This is a genomic window from Homoserinimonas sp. A447 (genome assembly GCF_054489325.1).
Genome location: NZ_JBTMWW010000001.1, coordinates 2,082,857 through 2,101,060 on the forward strand (window position 1 = coordinate 2,082,857; position 18,204 = coordinate 2,101,060).

At 67.2% G+C, this 18,204-nt stretch carries 20 protein-coding genes; 5 read left to right on the forward strand and 15 right to left on the reverse strand.

Annotation, left to right across the window (positions count from 1 at the left end):
• Positions 1 to 27: 27 nt before the first annotated feature.
• Complete coding sequence (gene rarD / locus ACX3O0_RS10160; RefSeq protein ID WP_459088492.1) at positions 28 to 972, reverse strand: EamA family transporter RarD; 945 nt, start codon at positions 970 to 972, stop codon at positions 28 to 30.
• 197 nt (positions 973 to 1,169) lie between these two features.
• The gene (groES, locus tag ACX3O0_RS10165) at positions 1,170 to 1,484 is read right to left on the reverse strand and encodes a co-chaperone GroES (RefSeq protein WP_459088494.1); all 315 of its coding nucleotides are present in this window, start codon (positions 1,482 to 1,484) and stop codon (positions 1,170 to 1,172) included.
• A gap of 172 nt (positions 1,485 to 1,656) precedes the next feature.
• Between groES and ACX3O0_RS10170 the strand changes: the two genes are divergently transcribed.
• A complete protein-coding gene (locus tag ACX3O0_RS10170; protein ID WP_459107634.1) occupies positions 1,657 to 2,832 on the forward strand; it encodes a THUMP-like domain-containing protein in 1,176 nt (391 codons plus the stop codon).
• A gap of 102 nt (positions 2,833 to 2,934) precedes the next feature.
• On the opposite strand, the gene ACX3O0_RS10175 is transcribed toward ACX3O0_RS10170, so the two are convergent.
• The 9 genes from ACX3O0_RS10175 to glmS all read right to left on the reverse strand — a co-directional run bounded on the left by ACX3O0_RS10175 (position 2,935) and on the right by glmS (position 10,068).
• A complete protein-coding gene (locus ACX3O0_RS10175) occupies positions 2,935 to 3,369 on the reverse strand; it encodes a DUF4190 domain-containing protein (RefSeq protein WP_459107635.1) in 435 nt (144 codons plus the stop codon).
• Positions 3,370 to 3,460: 91 nt separating this feature from the next.
• The gene (locus tag ACX3O0_RS10180; RefSeq protein WP_459107636.1) at positions 3,461 to 3,853 is read right to left on the reverse strand and encodes a DUF4190 domain-containing protein; all 393 of its coding nucleotides are present in this window, start codon (positions 3,851 to 3,853) and stop codon (positions 3,461 to 3,463) included.
• Between the two features lie 104 nt (positions 3,854 to 3,957).
• Entirely contained in the window at positions 3,958 to 5,010 is a 1,053-nt protein-coding gene (tsaD, locus tag ACX3O0_RS10185) for a tRNA (adenosine(37)-N6)-threonylcarbamoyltransferase complex transferase subunit TsaD (RefSeq protein WP_459107637.1), read from the reverse strand.
• Entirely contained in the window at positions 5,007 to 5,501 is a 495-nt protein-coding gene (gene rimI / locus ACX3O0_RS10190; RefSeq protein ID WP_459107638.1) for a ribosomal protein S18-alanine N-acetyltransferase, read from the reverse strand. Before rimI ends, tsaD begins: the two co-directional genes overlap by 4 nt.
• Complete coding sequence (gene tsaB / locus ACX3O0_RS10195; RefSeq protein WP_459107639.1) at positions 5,501 to 6,133, reverse strand: tRNA (adenosine(37)-N6)-threonylcarbamoyltransferase complex dimerization subunit type 1 TsaB; 633 nt, start codon at positions 6,131 to 6,133, stop codon at positions 5,501 to 5,503. The genes rimI and tsaB overlap by 1 nt, the downstream gene beginning before the upstream one ends.
• Positions 6,133 to 6,633, reverse strand: coding sequence for a tRNA (adenosine(37)-N6)-threonylcarbamoyltransferase complex ATPase subunit type 1 TsaE (tsaE, locus tag ACX3O0_RS10200; RefSeq protein WP_459107640.1), 501 nt, complete (start codon positions 6,631 to 6,633; stop codon positions 6,133 to 6,135). The genes tsaB and tsaE overlap by 1 nt, the downstream gene beginning before the upstream one ends.
• Positions 6,630 to 7,742: an alanine racemase gene (gene alr, locus ACX3O0_RS10205; protein ID WP_459107641.1), complete on the reverse strand. Its 1,113-nt coding sequence runs from the start codon at positions 7,740 to 7,742 to the stop codon at positions 6,630 to 6,632. The genes tsaE and alr overlap by 4 nt, the downstream gene beginning before the upstream one ends.
• Entirely contained in the window at positions 7,739 to 8,110 is a 372-nt protein-coding gene (locus ACX3O0_RS10210; RefSeq protein WP_459107642.1) for a holo-ACP synthase, read from the reverse strand. Before ACX3O0_RS10210 ends, alr begins: the two co-directional genes overlap by 4 nt.
• Positions 8,111 to 8,211: 101 nt before the next feature.
• Complete coding sequence (gene glmS, locus ACX3O0_RS10215; RefSeq protein WP_459107643.1) at positions 8,212 to 10,068, reverse strand: glutamine--fructose-6-phosphate transaminase (isomerizing); 1,857 nt, start codon at positions 10,066 to 10,068, stop codon at positions 8,212 to 8,214.
• A gap of 65 nt (positions 10,069 to 10,133) precedes the next feature.
• On the opposite strand from glmS, the gene coaA reads away from it, so the two are divergent.
• A complete protein-coding gene (gene coaA / locus ACX3O0_RS10220; RefSeq protein WP_459107644.1) occupies positions 10,134 to 11,081 on the forward strand; it encodes a type I pantothenate kinase in 948 nt (315 codons plus the stop codon).
• Positions 11,082 to 11,087: 6 nt separating this feature from the next.
• Here coaA and glmM read toward each other — a convergent pair whose 3' ends face one another.
• The 4 genes from glmM to truA all read right to left on the reverse strand — a co-directional run bounded on the left by glmM (position 11,088) and on the right by truA (position 14,541).
• A complete protein-coding gene (glmM, locus tag ACX3O0_RS10225; protein ID WP_459088518.1) occupies positions 11,088 to 12,449 on the reverse strand; it encodes a phosphoglucosamine mutase in 1,362 nt (453 codons plus the stop codon).
• A 29-nt stretch (positions 12,450 to 12,478) separates the two neighbouring features.
• Complete coding sequence (gene rpsI, locus ACX3O0_RS10230) at positions 12,479 to 12,973, reverse strand: 30S ribosomal protein S9 (RefSeq protein WP_459107645.1); 495 nt, start codon at positions 12,971 to 12,973, stop codon at positions 12,479 to 12,481.
• 32 nt (positions 12,974 to 13,005) lie between these two features.
• Positions 13,006 to 13,452 (reverse strand): 50S ribosomal protein L13, encoded by a 447-nt coding sequence (rplM, locus tag ACX3O0_RS10235; protein WP_459088522.1) that lies wholly within the window; start codon positions 13,450 to 13,452, stop codon positions 13,006 to 13,008.
• Positions 13,453 to 13,611: 159 nt separating this feature from the next.
• Positions 13,612 to 14,541 carry a tRNA pseudouridine(38-40) synthase TruA gene (truA, locus tag ACX3O0_RS10240; protein WP_459088524.1) on the reverse strand — a complete coding sequence of 310 codons (930 nt, stop codon included), beginning with the start codon at positions 14,539 to 14,541 and terminating at the stop codon, positions 13,612 to 13,614.
• Between the two features lie 150 nt (positions 14,542 to 14,691).
• On the opposite strand from truA, the gene ACX3O0_RS10245 reads away from it, so the two are divergent.
• The 3 genes from ACX3O0_RS10245 to ACX3O0_RS10255 are packed head-to-tail and all read left to right on the forward strand — an operon-like array spanning position 14,692 to position 18,157.
• Positions 14,692 to 16,611, forward strand: a complete 1,920-nt coding sequence (locus ACX3O0_RS10245) for an acyltransferase family protein (RefSeq protein ID WP_459107646.1) — start codon at positions 14,692 to 14,694, stop codon at positions 16,609 to 16,611.
• A 20-nt stretch (positions 16,612 to 16,631) separates the two neighbouring features.
• Entirely contained in the window at positions 16,632 to 17,546 is a 915-nt protein-coding gene (locus ACX3O0_RS10250; RefSeq protein ID WP_459107647.1) for a sugar kinase, read from the forward strand.
• Positions 17,546 to 18,157, forward strand: coding sequence for a bifunctional 4-hydroxy-2-oxoglutarate aldolase/2-dehydro-3-deoxy-phosphogluconate aldolase (locus ACX3O0_RS10255; protein WP_459088530.1), 612 nt, complete (start codon positions 17,546 to 17,548; stop codon positions 18,155 to 18,157). Before ACX3O0_RS10250 ends, ACX3O0_RS10255 begins: the two co-directional genes overlap by 1 nt.
• Positions 18,158 to 18,204 lie beyond the last annotated feature (47 nt).

An 18,204-nucleotide genomic window follows, 5' to 3' on the forward strand; every position in this document is an offset into this window, starting at 1 on the left:
TCGCCGGGAACAGCAGAACACTACCGTTTATGCGGGGAGCGGGAGGGTGCGACGGGCCGCCCGGCCGTGGGCAACGAGGTCCCAGGTGAGGATCGCAAGCGCGACCCAGACCAGGCCGAACCCGATCAGGCGTTCGATCGGCATCTCTTCGTGCATGATCAGGACGGCGAAAAGGAACTGGAGCACGGGTGCCAGGTACTGGAAGAGGCCGAGCGCCACCAAGGTAATGCGCCTGGCCGCTGCAGCGAACAGCAGCAGGGGAACCGCGGTGACCACGCCGGCGGAGAGCAACAGCGCCGTGTGCCCTGCGCTCACCGTTCCGAACACGATCCCGCTGGTTGCGCCCACAATGACCAGGATCACGGATGCGACGGGCAACAGCCAGAGTGTCTCCAGCGTCAGTCCGGTGATGGCGTCGACGGACACTCCGGCCTTCTTCTTGAGAAGTCCGTACAGGCCGAAGGACAGCGCGAGAGCGAGGGCGACCCATGGAATGGAACCGTATCCGACAGCGAGCACGACGATGGCGATCGCGCTGACCCCGACCGCGAGCCACTGCAGCGGCCGAAGCCTTTCACGCAGCAGGAAGACGCCGAGCAGCACGGTGACAATGGGGTTGATGAAGTAGCCGAGCGCGGTCTCGACGATCTTCCCGTCGAGTACGGCCAGCACGAAGATCTGCCAATTCGCGTAGATGAGAGCACCGGCCAGGGCTGTGGCGAAAACCAGGCGAGGCCTGCGAAGAACAGCTATGAAGGCCGGCCACTTGCGGGTCACCGTGAGGAGGATGGCACAGAAGACCAGGGAGAACAGGATGCGCCAGGCAACGATCTCGACGCCGCCAGCTGGGGCGAGAAGCAGGAAGTACCCGGGGATCACGCCCCACAACCCGTAGGCTCCCACGGCGAAGAAGACGCCGGACCGCTGACGCGATTCGGCGTCGCTGCGAGCGGGGGTTACAGGGCTGGCCACTCGCTGAATCCTACCGGCCGGGAAATCACATCCGTCGCCCACCGCCACCGGTGCTCATCCGGTGTCTGTCACGAGCCGGTGAATGGCAGGAAGTCATGGAACGACAGAGAGTCTCTGAACGACACTGAGTCACTGAATGACAGGGGGCCCACCGGCTTTCACCGGAGGGCCCCCTGTTGTGCGCGTGGAGCGCGGAACTAGCGAACGACCACTGCAAGCACGTCGCGAGCCGAGAGCACGAGCAGGTCTTCCCCGCCGTACTTCACCTCGGTTCCGCCGTACTTGGAGTAGATGACCTTGTCGCCAACGGCGATGTCGAGGGGAACGCGGTTGCCGTTGTCATCGATGCGGCCGGGGCCGACAGCGATAACTTCGCCCTCCTGGGGCTTTTCCTTCGCGGTGTCAGGGATGACGAGGCCGGAAGCAGTGGTCTGCTCTGCCTCGACCTGCTTGATGACAATGCGATCTTCGAGCGGCTTGATGGACACCGACACGGTTGACCTCTTTCTCATTACTTCGAAAACTTCGGTTAGCACACTCCCTATGAGAGTGCCAGAACAACTGTACTGCCCGACTAGCACTCGTGCAACGTGAGTGCCAACAACCACCACCCGGAAGTGCCCGTTGCGGAGGATTGCGCCTGTTGCGCGGGGCACATCCGACCGGAACGGGAACAATGGGGGGATGCAGAAGTCGGAGTTGCTCGAGTTGCTGTCCGCCGACGGGCTTCGGCTTCTGGACTCGCTGCCCGCTTTCGATTCGAAAGCGGATATCGTGCGCACCGTCTCAGCGCTCCGCGACGCCGGGCACTCCCCAGCCATGGTCGCGGCCGTTCTCACCCAGTCGAGGCTGCGGGCGAAAGCGCCGGCCAAGTTCGGGCCGTTCGCCGCCCGGATGCTGTTCACCGAGAACGGCCTCGAGCAGGCCACCCGGCTGAGCGTTGCCGCGCTCCATGCCGGCCGGTTCCAGGCGGCCGGCGTGACGCGTGTCGCCGATCTCGGCTGCGGCATCGGGGCGGATGCCTTGGCTCTCGCCGCGCTGGACCTCGAGGTCACTGCGGTGGAGGCCGACGAGGCGACCGCGGCCATCGCCGCTTACAATCTGGCACCCTGGCCGAAGGTCACCGTGGTGCACGCCGACGCGACCACCGTCGCCCTGGACGATGTCGATGGCGTCTACCTCGACCCGGCCCGCCGCAACGAGAAGAAGCGGCTGGCCGACCCGGCCGACTGGTCGCCGTCGCTGGATTTCGCCTTCGGCCTGGGCGAGCGGATGCCCACCGGCATCAAGCTGGGACCGGGCATCGACCGCGACCTGATCCCCGCGGACGCCGAGGCGCAGTGGGTCTCCGTCGACCACGACGTGGTGGAGCTCGGCTTGTGGTTCGGGAGTGTGGCGAGGCCGGGCATCCGCCGCTCCGCCCTGGTCATCGGCAGTCACGGGCGGGCGGAGCTGACGGCGGGCGCTGACAGCGAGGACGCCGAAGTCGGCACCCTCGGCGAGTTCGTCTACGAGCCGGACGGCGCCGTCATCCGCGCCCGCCTGATCGGCGATCTCGCCCGATCACTCGGTGGGCGGATGCTCAACCACGACATCGCTTACCTGACCGCCGACACGGCCACCGACACGCCGTTCGCCGCGCGGTTCCGGGTGGTCGCGAAGCTGCCGCTCGATGTGAAGTCGATCCGTAAGGAGCTGACGGCACGCTCGATCGGCACCCTCGAGATCAAGAAGCGCGGGGTGGACATCGACCCGGCGGAGTTCCGCAGGAAGCTGTCGCTCAAGGGCGCGGACTCGGCGACTCTCATCCTCACCAGGGCCGGCGGCAAGCGGGTCGCCCTGCTCGCACAGCGCGCCTGAGCGACTGAACGACTGAGCGAGCGCCGCCGAGCGCGCGTCAATCTTGCGACGGCGGGCGAAACTTGACCGGCGCGTGAAGGGTCGACCCGCGCTCGGCGTAGTTCAGGAGTAGAGGGCCCCGGTACTCGCCGCCGTGCCGACGAACCAGAGCGGGATGAACACGAGAGCCAGCGTGAAAAGGAGAACGATCAACGCCAGCGCAAGTCCGGCATACCCGGTGATGATCCCGGTCAGGGAGAAGCCCTTGGCAGTCGGTTCCCTCTTCATTCCGATGTGCCCGAGGATGACCCCGGCGAGCGCGGGAAGGAAACCCATGAGGAAGAACGACAGCACCAGTCCTACGATGCCGCACACCATCGAGGCGATGCTCAGCCCGCGAGGGGGCGCCGGCTGGCCGTAACCGGCAGGGGCGTAGTACGGGGATTGGCCCGGCTGGCCGTAGGCAGGTTGCCCATAGGGCTGTTGCGCTGCCGGGGCGACTGGAGCCTGGGTCGGCTGCGCGGATGGGGCCGGCGTGCTCGGGTCTTCTGTTGTCATGTGCACATGTTATCGAAGCGAAGCCACCCTCACTTAACTGCAGCAGGGGCACGCTGCTGACAGCGCACCCCTGCAGAACCAGAGTCCGGTACTAGTAGTTGAAGGCCCCGGATGCGCCCGCGCTCGCGAACGCGACGATCCAGAAGATCAGGCCGATAACGGCGATGGCGAGGCTCACGATTCCGAGGATGATGCCGGTCAGCCACAGGCCCTTGGATGCTTGCGGCTCCTTCTTCTTGCCGAGCACACCGAGGATGATGGCGGCCGCCGGAATGAACAGGCCGAGGATCGATCCGACGATCGGGATGACGACGATCCAGGCACCCAGGAAGCCGACGATTCCGGCGATCAGGGAAATGATGCTCAGCACAGGGGCCTTGGCCGGTGCCGCACCACTGGCGTAAGGGGTGCCAGCGGGCCCGGCCGTGTAGCCACTGTTCGGCGGGGTCGGCTCCGGCTGGGCGGGAGGCGTGGTGTCGGACATGGTGCTGGCTCCTTTGGTTGGTGAAAACGATTCAGCGCTGCCAATCGTGGCACTACCCCTATTGGAGTGTCAACGTGAGACGGACTGTTACGCCTGCACCGCGTTCAAGCCTGCACCGTGGTGACCGGCAAAGTCGAGTCGGCACCGAACCCGAGGGACGATGGCGGATGCCCGGCCTCGATCAGCTGGGCACCGAGCGCCGCGATCATGGCACCGTTGTCTGTGCAGAGCGAGAGCGGCGGAATCCGCAACTCGATGCCGTGCTCCCGGCACCGTTGCCCGGCAAGCTCCCGCACGCGAGCGTTCGCGACGACACCCCCGCCGAGCAGCAACCGCGGAACGCCCCGGTCGAGGCAGGCGGCGATCGCCTTGGTGAGCAGCACATCGACGACCGCCTCCCGAAAACTGGCGGCGACATCCGCCAATGGAATGTCGTCACCGGCGTCCTGGTGCTGCTCCACCCAGCGCGCCACCGCGGTCTTCAGCCCGGAGAACGAGAAGTCGTAGCGGTGCTTCTCGAGGTCTTTAGGTCTGCTCAGTCCACGGGGGAAGCGGATGGCCGTGGGGTCGCCAGTCGCAGCCAGCCGGTCGATCTGCGGCCCGCCAGGGTACGGGAGCCCGAGCAGCCGGGCGACCTTGTCGAACGCTTCGCCCGCCGCATCATCGATGGTCTCGCCCAGCAATTCGACGTCGGCGATCAGGTCGCGCACGTGCAGGAGGGAGGTGTGCCCGCCGGAGACGAGCAGCGCGATGGTGGGGTATTCCAGCGGGCGAGCAGTCACATCCGTTTGGAGCACATCGGCGCCGACGTGGCCGACCAGGTGGTTGACGGCGTACAGGGGCTTGTCGAGGGCCACCGCCAGCGCCTTGGCCGCGCCGATCCCCACCATGAGGGCGCCCGACAGGCCTGGGCCGCTGGTGACGGCGATCGCGTCGAGGTCCTCCAGCGTGACTCCTGCCTCAGCGAGGGCGGCGCCCAGCGTTGGCGTGAGGGCTTCGAGGTGTGCTCGCGCCGCGATCTCGGGCACGACGCCGCCGTACCGCGCGTGCTCGTCCATGGAGGACGCGATGACGTTGGCAAGCAGCTGCGTGCCGCGAACGATGCCGACACCGGTCTCGTCGCAGCTGGTCTCGATGCCGAGGACGAGCGCGCTCATGACGACCCACCTGCCAATCGTGGCGCCAGCGGCAGGAGCGTGTGCCGCATCACCACGGCATCCACGTTGTCCGGTTGGTAGTAGCCGGCACGAACGGCGATCGGTTCGAACCCGAGCGCCTTGTAAAGCTTCTGGGCGCCGGGGTTGTCTGCCCGCACGTCGAGGAAGAGCCGAGCCGCACCCCGCTGGTGCGCTTCGGTCATCAATTGCCGCATAAGGGTACGGCCAAGACCCTGACGCCTGGCCGATGCCGCGACGGCGATGGTCTGGATGTCGGCATCCCCGGCGCCGACCGGGGCGAGAAGCCCGGCATAGCCGTCGACCTCGTCCGGCTCGTCGACCCTCACGGCGACGAGGTAATAGGTGTGCGGGCTCCGCAACTCGGCACGCATCGATTCGGTGGACCAGGCATCCGCCTCGAAGGTTGCCGTCTCGATGGCCATGATCGCGTTCAGGTCGTCCTCGCCTGCGCGGCGCAGCATCCAGGCCATCAGCTCACCCTCTTCGGACCGCTGGACACCGTCACGTCCGGCGACCGGAGGTAGAGCGGCTCTGAGCCGGCGAATGGCCGGCCGGCGGAGAACATGGTCTCCGCCAGCATGCCGAGGGCACCCGCGGAGACGACCTGTGCATCCAGCCGGGCGAAGCTGCCGAACCGGGGTACCGCCTCCGTGAGATCGTCGGGGCGCGCGAGGCCCGGTTCCCCGACCCGCACCGGTATTCCGGCGTCGTCGACACCGTCGTACGCCGACCAGTACACCTCTCGGCGCCGGGCATCCGTCACCACCAGCAACGGCCCGGATGCCCCGGCACGGTAGCTCTCGAATGCGATGGCATCGTGGCTCACCACGCGCACTGGCGGCTTCCCTGCCCCGAGGGCGAACGCGTTGCCTGCCGCGATGCCGACCCGGAGCCCGGTAAACGGGCCGGGGCCCATGCCGATGGCGATGCCGGACAGCTCGGGCACAGTCACCCCGGAATCGCGAAGGCATCCGTTGATCAGCTCACCGATGACTTCGGCGTGACGGCGCGTGTCCGGCTCGCTCAACTCGGCGATGACCCCGCGGTCGCGGTCGACGACCGCAACGCTGGTGCCCGCTGACGTGTCAATGGCGAGGAGCATCAGGCCAGCCTATTCCCGCCCCAATTGATGCCGGCCCAGCCGACAGCGCTCCAACGTTCGCCGTGACCGGTCAACCGAACCTCCCGCGGCTCGACTCCCTCTTCGGTCTCCTGCCCGCCAATGGGGCGGCGGATGTCCACCTGCAGCCACGCATCCGCGATCGCATCCAGCATGCCGGCCGCCCACTCCACCACCACGATCGACGCGTCGAAGTCGATATCGAGGTCGTCAAGCTCGGCCGCATCACCCAGCCGATAGGCATCGACGTGCACCAGGGGTGCTCCCCCGGACAGCCGCGGATGGGTGCGCGCCAGCACGAACGTCGGACTGGTGACTGTGCCGCGGATGCCGAGCGCCTCACCGAGCCCGCGCGTGAGCGTTGTCTTGCCCGCGCCCAGTTCACCGTTCAGGGCGACCACGTCACCGGCACGCAATTCGGTGGCGATGGTGGCACCGAGCTCCGCCATCTCCTCCGGGGTTGCGATGGTGATGCTGGTCACTGCCAGGTCCGCTCCACCCGGCCGCCGATGCGAGTGACGATCTCGTAGTTGATCGTTCCGGCGGCAACGGCCCAGTCGGCGGCCGTCGGCGCGCCGGTCGCGGGGTCGCCGAACAGCACAGCGCGGTCGCCGACCTTCACCGGATCGTCGCCGACGTCGACCACCAACTGGTCCATGGCCACGCGGCCGGCGACCGGGTACACCTTGCCACCGATCATCACCGGCCCCTTGCCTGAGGCGTGCCGCGAAATGCCGTCGCCGTACCCGAGCGGCACGAGGGCGAGGGTACTCTCCTGCGTCGTGCGATAGGTGTAGTTGTATGACACCGGGCTGCCCGAGGGAACCCGCTTCACCGAGATGATCGACGCGCTCAACTCCATCGCCGGTCGCAGCCCCAGCTCGGTCGCCGTGGTGTCTTCGAACGGGGAGAGCCCGTAGATGCCGACGCCAAGCCGCACCATGTCGAATCGCGCCTCCGGCACCCGGATCGTGGCCGCTGTCGCGGCGAGGTGCAGTCGTTCCACCGCGAGCCCGGCCTGCTTCGCCATGGCCGCGGCCCGTTCGAAGGTCGCGACCTGTGCCAGGTCATCCGCCCGACTGGTCCCGGAGAGGTGGCTGAACAGGCCGACGACGCGGATGCGTCCTTGCCGCTCATGCTCGGCCGCGGCCTCGAAGACCCGCTCCCACTCGGTGGCTACCATGCCGTTGCGGCCGAGTCCGGTGTCGACTTTCAGGTGCACGCGCGCGGGGGCGGATGCCCGACCGCCGGCTGCCGCGACCTGCTCGAGCTGTTCGGCGTAGCTGACTCCCAATTGGATGTCGGCCGCCAACTCGGCGTCGAAGGTGCTCTCCGGACTGTGGATCCAGGCCAGCAGCGGGGCGGTCAGGCCGGCGGAACGCAGGGCGAACGCCTCGGAGGCGTCAGCGACCCCGATGCAGTCCGCCCCGCCCTCCAGGGCTGCTCGTGCCGATTGCAGGGCGCCGTGCCCATAGCCGTCGGCCTTGACCACGGCCATGGCGAACCGGGTTCCGGCGATTCTCCGGAGCGTCTCGACGTTCGCCGAGATGGCTCCGAGATCGATGCGCGCCTCACGCAGTGGTCTGCTCATGCCGCTCCTTCAGCGATCACGTACGCGATGGCGAGGTCGGCATCGTGGCTCATCGACAGGTGAAAAGTGGCGATGCCGCGCTCATCTGCGACCTCTGCCACGCGATTGGCCAACTCGAACGACGGGTTGCGGAGGTCGTTCGAGACGATCCGGATGTCGTGCCAGCGCACCCCTTCGGAATCGCCGATCGCCTTGATGAGTGCCTCCTTCGCCGCGAAGCGAGCGGCGAGGGAACGCAGTGGGAGGGTGCGGCCATCCGGGTGCTGTTCGCTCTGGGCGAACAAGCGGTCGAGCAACCTCGGCGTCCGGCTCGCGGCCCGTTCGAACCGCGGGACATCCACCAGGTCGACGCCGATGCCGACGATCACTTAACGGAGCTCTTTCGAGCGCTGAGCTGCGAAACCGACGTCGCAGGCTCCGTCGGAGCTGGGGTCGCGAGATTGCTTCGCAATCTTCATAGCTCCACCGCTCACTCGACCGTGACTGACTTGGCGAGGTTCCTCGGCTGGTCGACGTCGAGCCCCTTCGCCGCGGCGAGCTCGAGGGCGAAGACCTGCAGGGGAATGACAGCGAGCAGCGGCTCGATCAACGGGCCGGCCAGCGGAAGCGGGATCACGACATCCGCGTAAGGAAGAACGGATGCGTCCCCCTGCTCGGCAATGACCAGCACCCTGGCGCCGCGAGCGCGGATCTCCTGGATGTTCGAGACGACCTTCTTGTGCAGCGAGTCAGGATCCCGCGGGCTGGGCACGACGACGAACACCGGAATACCGGGCTCGATGAGCGCGATCGGACCGTGCTTCAACTCACCGGCGGCAAAGCCCTCCGCGTGGATGTAGGCGATCTCCTTGAGCTTGAGGGCGCCCTCCAGTGCCACCGGGAAGCCGACGTTGCGACCCAGGAACAGCACCGAACGGGTGTCCGCCATCCAGCCGGCCAGCTGCTTGATCGAGTCGCGCTGCTCGAGAACGGTGTCCATCTGCGCAGGCACGTTCTGCAACTCGACCAGCATCGATGCAACCTCCGCATCGGACAGCGTGCCGCGCACGGCGGCAAGGTGCAGGCCGAGCAGGTAGAGCGCAACAACCTGCGCCACAAAGGCCTTCGTCGAGGCGACGGCCACCTCAGGGCCGGCATGGGTGTAAATGACGGCGTCCGACTCGCGCGGAATCGTCGCACCCTGCGTGTTGCAGACCGAGATCGTGCGTGCGCCGTTGGCCGCCGCGTACTTGACCGCCATCAGGGTGTCCATGGTTTCGCCGGACTGGCTGATCGAGACCACCAGGGTGGTCGGCGTCAGCACCGGGTCGCGGTAGCGGAACTCGTGGGAGAGTTCGACGTCCACCGGGATCCGAGTCCACTTCTCGATCGCGTACTTGGCCAGCATTCCGGAATAGTTGGCGGTACCGGCGCCGACGATGACGATGCGGGTGACGCCCTTCAGCACATCCTCGCCCAGCGCATCCAGTTCGCTCAGGTGCACAACCCCGTCGACGGAACGACCCAGCAGCGTCTTGGCCACCGCCTCCGGTTCCTCGCTGATCTCCTTCGCCATGAAGCTGGACCAGCCGCCCTTCTCCGCAGCTGACGCGTCCCAGGAGACCTCGAACTCTGTCGCCTCGACGGTGTTGCCGTCGAAGTCGGTGACAACAACGGAGTCCGGCGTGATGGTGACCAGCTGGTCCTGACCGATCTCCATGGCGCGCCGTGTGTGCTCGACGAAAGCGGCGACATCCGACCCCAGGAAGTTCTCGCCGTCACCCAGCCCGATGACCAGGGGGGAGTTGCGGCGGGCGCCGACAACGACACCCGGCTGGTCGCAGTGCATGACGAGCAGGGTGAACGCCCCGTGCAGGCGCGACACCACGGTGCGTAGCGCAGTGGCCAGGTCGCCATGCTCCTGATAGGCCAGTCCGACCAGGATGGCGGCGACCTCAGAGTCGGTTTCGCTGGTGAAGACGGTGTCCGGGTGCTCGGCCAGCAGTTCCTGCTTGAGCTCGGCGAAGTTCTCGATGATGCCGTTGTGAATGAGGGCGAGCCTGCCGTTGTCGCCGAGGTGCGGGTGGGCGTTCTCGTCGTTGGGGCCGCCGTGGGTCGCCCAACGCGTGTGGCCGATACCGGTCGACCCGTTGGGCACCGGGTTGGACTCCAGCTCGTCCGTGAGCATCTGCAGTTTCCCGGCGCGCTTGCGCACCCCGAGGGTGCCATCCGCGTCCAGGACGGCGACGCCGGCGGAGTCGTACCCGCGATACTCGAGGCGTCGAAGGCCGCCCATGAGGACTTCGATGCTCTTGGCGCTGCCTACATAACCCACAATTCCACACATGGGCCTGATTTTACGGTACGCCGGCTGAACCACCCGCCAGCCGGCATCAGACTAGGCTTTCTCGGGTGTCCGAAGCCACCCCCGCCAACGGAACGGGAACCCCGTTCGTCGAGATCGAGCGCGCTGATTGGGCTGCCCTCGCCGGCTCGACGAAATCCCCGCTCACCCCGGCCGAAGTGCTCGGGCTCCGCGGCCTCGGCGACGTGCTCAACCTCGACGAGGTGGCGGATGTCTACCTGCCGCTGAGCAGGCTCATCAACCTTTACGCCGTTGGCGCGAAGCGGCTGCACCAGTCGACCAGCGAGTTCCTGGGCCAGCGGGCCCCCAGCACCCCCTTCGTGATCGGCGTGGCCGGATCCGTCGCGGTGGGCAAGTCGACCATCGCCAGGCTGCTGCGCGAGCTCCTCGGCCGCTGGGAGCACACCCCCCGAGTGGAACTGGTCACCACCGACGGTTTCCTGTACCCGAACGCCGAACTCGAGCGCCGCGGCCTGATGGAGCGGAAGGGCTTCCCCGAGTCCTACGACCGGCGGTCACTCCTGCGGTTCGTCAGCAACGTGAAGAGCGGGGTGGAAGAGGTGCGCGCGCCGCTCTACTCGCACCTCAGCTACGACATCGTCCCGGATGCCCAGGTCGTGGTGCACAAGCCCGACATTCTCATCATGGAGGGCCTGAACGTGCTGCAGCCGCCCACCACGCAACACCGTCTCGCGGTCAGCGACCTGTTCGACTTCAGCGTCTACGTCGACGCCCGCACCTCAGACATCGCCACCTGGTACGAGGAGCGGTTCCTGAAGCTCCAGCGCGGCGCGTTCACCAACCCGGAATCGTACTTCCACCGGTACGCCTCGCTCAGTGAAGCGGATGCCCGGCGCACCGCCCGGGACATCTGGGGCCGCATCAACGAGCCCAACCTGACCCAGAACATCCGCCCCACGCGGTCGCGCGCCACTGCCGTGCTGCGCAAGAACTCACAGCATGCGGTGCACAGCATCCTGCTGCGCAAGATCTGACAGCAGTTACAGCGCGAGGCGGGAGCGCACCAGCTCGGCCAGTTCGGCCGACACCCTCTCAGCGGTCGCCAGTTCAGCCGCCTCCACCATGACCCTGACCATCGGCTCGGTGCCGGAGGGCCGCAACAGGATGCGCCCGCTGTCGCCGAGCTTCTCCTCCCATGCGGCCACTTCGGCTGCGATGACCTCGTCTTCGCGGATGCGGTGGTGGTCGACGTCACGGACGTTCACCATGACCTGTGGATACACCGTCATGATGTCGCACAGTTCGGCGAGGCTCTTGCCGGTTCGCGCCATCTCGGAGAGAACGTGCAACCCGGTGAGGATGCCGTCACCGGTGGTGGCGTGGTTGCTCATGATGACGTGGCCCGACTGCTCGCCGCCCAGGTTCAGGCCGTGCTCACCCAGCGCTTCAAGCACGTAACGGTCGCCGACAGCGGTGGTGAGCATCTCGATGCCGTGCTCGGCCATCGCCAGGCGCAGCCCGAGGTTGCTCATCACGGTGGTGACCAGTGTGTTCTTCGCGAGGATGCCGCGCTCTTTCATGGAGACCGCGAGGATCGCCATGATCTGGTCGCCGTCCACGTGGTTGCCGCGGTGGTCGACAGCGAGGCAGCGGTCGGCGTCACCGTCGTGGGCGATGCCGACATCCGCTCCGTGCTCCAGCACGGCCTTCGCCAGGTTGTCCAGGTGCGTCGACCCAACCCCGTCGTTGATGTTGAGGCCGTCCGGGTCGGCACCGATCACGGTGACGCGAGCACCCGCATCCGTGAACACCTGGGGCGAGACACCCGCGGCGGCACCGTTGGCGCAGTCGAGCACGACGTGGATGCCGTCCAGCCGATGCGGAAGCGTCGCCAGCAGGTGGAGGACGTAGCGGTCTTCGGCGTCGGCGAAGCGGGTGATGCGCCCGACCTCGACACCGGTCGGAGCCAGCTTTCCGTTGCTGAGCGCCGCCTCGATGCGATCCTCGACGATGTCGGGCAGTTTCGTTCCACCGACAGCGAAGAACTTGATGCCGTTGTCGGGTGCCGGGTTGTGCGATGCCGAGATCATGACACCGAAATCGGCACCGATGTCGCCGATCAGGAACGCGGCGGCCGGCGTCGGGATGACACCGGCGTCGAGCACATCAACACCGGAACTCGACAGCCCGGCAGCAACCGCCGCCGAGATGAACTCGCCCGAGATCCGGGGGTCGCGAGCGACCACCGCGATGGGCCGGCGACCGGATGCCCGGCGGCCGTCCGCGAATCGCCCTTTTCCGAGCACAACTGCAGCCGCCTGGGCAAGCCCGAGGGCAAGCTCAACGGTGACGTCTCGATTTGCGAGACCGCGGACCCCGTCGGTTCCGAACAAACGCCCCATTACAGCAGCAGCCCGCTACCGCGCGTTGCTTAGCGCTTCGAGAACTGCGACGCCTTGCGGGCCTTCTTGAGACCAGCCTTCTTGCGCTCGATGACGCGGGCGTCACGAGTCAGGAAGCCGGCCTTCTTGAGGGCGGGACGGTTGTTCTCGCGGTCGATCTCGTTCAGCGAACGGGCGATCGCGAGGCGCAGTGCGCCGGCCTGGCCGGAGGGGCCGCCACCGGTGATCTTCGCGATCACGTCGTAGCTTCCCAGGAGGTCGAGAACCTTGAACGGGTCGTTGATCAGCTGCTGGTGCAGCTTGTTCGGGAAGTACTCCGCGAACTCACGACCGTTGACGGTGAAGGTGCCGGTGCCCGGCTTGATGCGCACGCGGGCGATGGCCTGCTTGCGGCGGCCGACTGCGGCGCCGGGGACGTTGAGCACTGCACGCGGTGCCGCGGGGGCCTCCGATGCCGGCGTCTCGGTCGAATAGCTTTCCGGGGCCAGCGCGGTGGTGTCGATGGAGTCTGAAATCTTCGCCATGTTGTGGGAATCCTTGCTTGTACTGGCGCGCGCTACTGCGCGACCTGGCCGAGGGTGTAGGTCTTGGGCTGCTGGGCAGCGTGGGGGTGCTCGGCGCCTGCGTAGACCTTGAGCTTGGTGAGCTGCGCCCGACCAATGGAGTTCTTCGGAAGCATGCCACGGATGGCCTTCTCGACGGCACGCGTCGGGTGCTTCTCGAGCATCTCGGAGTAGGTGGTGGCCGTGAGCCCGCCCGGGTAACCGGAGTGGCGGTAGGCCTTCTTCTGCGCGAGCTTGGAGCCGGTGAGGGCAACCTTCTCGGCGTTGATGATGATGACGAAGTCGCCCATGTCCATGTGGGGGGCGAAGGTCGGCTTGTGCTTGCCGCGAAGCAAGGTCGCCGCGTGGCTGGCCAGACGACCGAGCACTACGTCGGTTGCGTCGATGATGACCCAGTCGCGCTGGACATCCTCGGGCTTGGGGGAAAAGGTGCGCGTCACAGTAAAGCTGCTTTCTGATCGAAATGAGATGTTCGTGAATCCCGCTCCGATGGTCGTTCCGCAACAGAGTGTTGGGGGAACGGTGCCGGTGGAGGGCTCATGATCGGATGCCGCGCACGGAGACGCTGACACCAAGGATCAACTCTAGCTCACGCGTGCTCAGTCGGTCAAACTGGTTGCCGCCCTGGGAATCAGCATCGGTGGCGCCTCGTCAGCCTGCCTTCTCGCCCTGGTCTGGTCGGCGCGGGCGGCGAGTCCATCATCCGCTGGATACCCGACTTCGACCATGGTGAGGCCCTTCGCCGGCATCACCTTGAACTCGCTTCCGCGGAGCTGTTCGTCGCGGATGCCGACCAGGCGTTCGGCAGGAACGTTGCCCTGGCCGACGGCGACACAGGCACCGACCAGCGAGCGCACCATGCTGTGGCAGAACGCGTCAGCCTTCACCTCGGCGACCAGCACCCCGTCCGGCTGCCGCGACCAGCTGAACTGCTGCAGGGTTCGGATGGTGGTGGCGCCCTCGCGCGGTTTGCAGAAGGCTGCCCAATCGTGCAGTCCGAGGAGGGATGCGGCGGCCTGGTTCATCAGGTCGACGTCGAGCACGGCCGGGTACCAGACCGTGTGACGGCGTTCGATCGGGTTCCGGGGCGCCAGGTTGTCGGCGATGCGGTACTGGTAGCGGCGCCACACCGCGGAGAAACGAGCATCGAAGCCGTCGGGTGCGAGAACCGAGCGGGACACATGGACGTCGCTGTTCAGCCCGGCGATGCCGTTGACCCGGCGCCCCAGCGAAGCCGGCCCGTCGAACACCCGCCCGGCCAGCTTGCCGCGCCGGGGACGGGCTAGGCTTTCCAGCTGGTCGGGGGTGAGGTCTACGTGGGCGACCTGCCCGGTCGCGTGCACACCGGCATCCGTTCGCCCGGCAACGACCATGGTGGGGATCGGCGGGTGGCGCCGGAAGATCACGCCGAACGCCGCCTCGATCTCGCCCTGGACGGTCCGCATGCCGGGCTGCCTGGTCCAGCCGTAGAAGTCGGTGCCGTCGTAGGCGACATCCAGGCGGATGCGGGTGGTCGCGTCGTCGTGCACGCCCCGAGTCTATTCGCGCCATAGTGCCCGTTCCGGAGGAAAGTGCCCGTTCCGCGGGGCACTTCCCTCCGGAACGAGCACTTTCATGAGCGAGCAGTTGTCGGGTTTGACCCACCGGCATCCTTCAGAGGACGATCGATAGACACTCTTATGGCTGCAACGACCTCTGCCCCTGAACGCGTCGCGACGCCCGCGACGATTTCGCAGACCCCACACACGCCCACGTCCACGCCGCGGTACGCCGGGCTCGACGGCCTGCGGGCGATCGCCGTCATCACCGTCATCCTGTTCCACCTGACGCCGGGCGCGTTGCCCGGCGGGTTCCTCGGCGTCGACATCTTCTTCGTGATCAGCGGGTTCCTGATCACCAGCCTGCTGCTCAGCGAGCACGCGAAGAACGGCCGGATCGCTCTCGGCAACTTCTGGCGCCGCCGTGCGCGGCGGCTGCTTCCCGCTCTCGGCGTCCTGCTGCTGACCTGCTGTACAGCAGCGTGGATGATCGGCTCCGACCTGCTCGTCGGGCTCGGGCAACAAGTGCTGGGAGCGGCAACGTTCAGCGGCAACTGGCTCGCCATCGCTGCAGACCGCAGCTACTTCGACGCGACGACCCCGGAGCTCCTTCGCAACCTCTGGTCGCTCGCCGTCGAGGAGCAGTTCTACCTGCTCTGGCCCCTGGCCGTGCTGCTCCTGCTGCTCACCCGGCGCCGCTGGGTCCGGGTGACGATCGTGGCCGTGGCGGCCGTGGCATCCGCTGTGGGCATGACCATCCTCTTCGCGCCGGGGGCGGATGCGACGCGCGTCTACTACGGCACCGACACCCACAGCTTCGGCCTCACCCTTGGCGCGGTGCTCGCGCTGCTGGGAGCCGGCTGGTCGCGGCAGTCATCCGAGTGGCGTCGTGCGCCGAAGGTCGTGCTCCCGCTGGTCGGCCTGGCTGCGGTCGCGGCACTCATCGTCGCCTCCTTCCTGTTGGCAGCGGATGGTGCACTCGCCTATCAGGGCGGCCTGGCGGTCGTCGCACTGCTCAGCGCTCTGGCCATCCTGGGTTCCATCGTCCCCGGTTCGTATCTCGGCCGTGCCCTCGACATCCAGCCGCTTCGCTGGATCGGCGAGCGCTCCTACGGCCTGTACCTGTGGCATTGGCCGGTGTTCGTCCTCGTCGTCGGCGTGCTGCCGACGATGCCCAGAGTGGGCGGGGGCGGCTGGATACTCGGAGGCATCGCCGCCGTCATCACCGTGGTGGCTGCGGCCATCTCGTACCGGTTCGTGGAGCAGCCGATCCGGCGGAACGGCGTCCGGGCATCGTTCGCCGGCTTCGCCTCGCAATGGAACCGGTCGGGGATGCGCGCCGTCGGGGTGGCGATAGTCGGCATGCTGGTTCTCGCCGGCAGCGCGACCACCGTGGCCGGCATCGTGGCCGATCCGGGCAAGGGGGCGGCCCAGACCCAGATCGAGGCAGGGCAGCAGGCGGTCGAGCGGCAGACGCCGCCAACGGATGCCGCGGCCGAGGCTCCGGAGGAGAGCGCGCCCGCCGCCCTCCCCGGCGGAGACCAGATCACCGCGATCGGCGACTCCGTGATGCTCGCGTCGGCAACCGAACTGCAGAACGCGTTCCCGGGCATCCAGATCGACGCTACGGTGTCCCGGCAACTGTCCCAGGCACCGCAAATCGTTGAATCGATGCTCGCCGCTGGCACCCTTCGTCCAACCGTCGTCATCGGGCTGGGCACCAACGGCCCGATCGACGTGGCCGCACTCGCGCGTCTTCGGGAGTTGGCCGGCACCGATCACCAACTGGTGCTCGTGAACGTCTTCGCGCCACGGTGGTGGACCGAAGGGGTCAACGCGAACCTCTCCGACTTCGCGCAACAGTACCGGGCGGTCGAGTTGGCGAATTGGCGCGACTCCATCTCCGGCCAACTTCAACTGCTCGCGCGCGACCAGATCCACCCGGGGGATGCGGGAGGACGGGTCTACGTGGGTGCGGTACGCGATGCCCTTCAACGCCTCTCTGAGCTTCCCCCGCTGCTCGGCCCCCGCGACTTTGGGCTGGCACCGCTGCCCACGTGAGCAAGTGAGATAGTTGATGGATGCCGTCCCACGCCAAGCACCGCGTCATCACCATCGGCGAGACCATGGTGTTGGTGACGCCGGCGACCAACGAGTCGTTGGAGGCAGCGGATGCGTTCCGGCTCGACATCGGGGGCGCAGAGTCCAATGTCGCCACGCACCTGGCCGCACTCGGCCACGAAGCCTCCTGGGTGAGTCGCGTCGGTGATGACGCCCTCGGGCGCCGGCTCGTCGCGATGATTCGGGCGCGCGGAGTGGACACCAGCATGGTGGAGGTCAGCGGCGACGCCCCCACCGGCGTGTACTTCAAGAACCCGGGAGACGGCGTGCTCTATTACCGCCGTGGTTCCGCCGCATCCACTCTGGACCCCAGCATCCTCGAGCAGGTTCCCTTGCTGGACGCCAAGCTGGTGCACGTCTCCGGAATCACACCAGCGCTCTCCGCGAGCTGCAGCGCGCTCATCGACTCCGTGCTCGATCGTCTCGAGGAGACCAGCACACTGGTGAGCTTCGACGTCAACTACCGGCCGGCGCTGTGGAGCGTGGCCGAAGCTGCGCCGCGACTGCATCGGCTGGCCCAGCGGGCGGATGTGGTATTCGTGGGCCTGGACGAAGCGGAGACCCTCTGGGGTACGCAGACGCCCGATGAGGTGCGCGCCATTCTTCACGCCCCCAGCAGGCTCGTGATCAAGGACTCGGACGTTGGCGCGACCGAATACTCCGCCGAGGGCGAACTCTTTGTGCCCGCGCTGAAAGTCGACGTCATCGAAGCCGTCGGCGCCGGTGATGCCTTCGCCGCCGGGTACCTGGCCGCCGACCTCGACGGACGGGAAGCGTTCGACCGCCTGACCGCCGGCCACCAGCGGGCCGCATTGGTGCTGAGGTCGCTGAGTGACTACGTCGCCGACAACCACCTGGACGAGAGGGAAAACTGATGACCACGATCTCCAACGCACAACTGGCGGAACTGTTCGAGGGCCAGCGACTGATGGCGATCCTGCGCGGCTTCGGCGCCGAGAAGAGTGTTGCCCTGGCGCAACAGGCTTGGGAACTCGGAATCGATTGCGTCGAAGTACCGATCCAGTCCCACGAAGACGTCGATGCGCTACGCGCGGTCGTCGAAGCCGGGGAGGCGATCGGCAAGCCGGTCGGCGCCGGAACCGTCGTCAGCCTCGACCACGTGAGGCAGGCACGGATGGCAGGCGCCGCCTTCACGGTGAGTCCCGGCTACGACCTGACGGTCTCCCATGCGTCGTTCGAAGCCGGCATGCCGCCACTGCCTGGCGTCGCGACAGCCTCGGAAGTGCAGGCGGCCATGAAAGACGGGCTCACCTGGCTGAAGGCGTTTCCGGCAGCGCTACTCGGCCCCCGATGGTTCGGCATGATGGCCGGGCCGTTCCCGGGTGCGAAGTTCGTGGCCACCGGAGGGATGGATGCGTCCAACGCCGAGGATTTCCTCGCCGGCGGCGCGCACGTCGTGGCTGTCGGCTCAGCGCTCGGCGACCCCGAACAGCTTCCCCGCCTCGCCGCACTCGCTCGCCGCTAGCGCCTGCGTTAACGCAGTTCGGGCCCCGCTTCTCAGCGGAGCCCGAA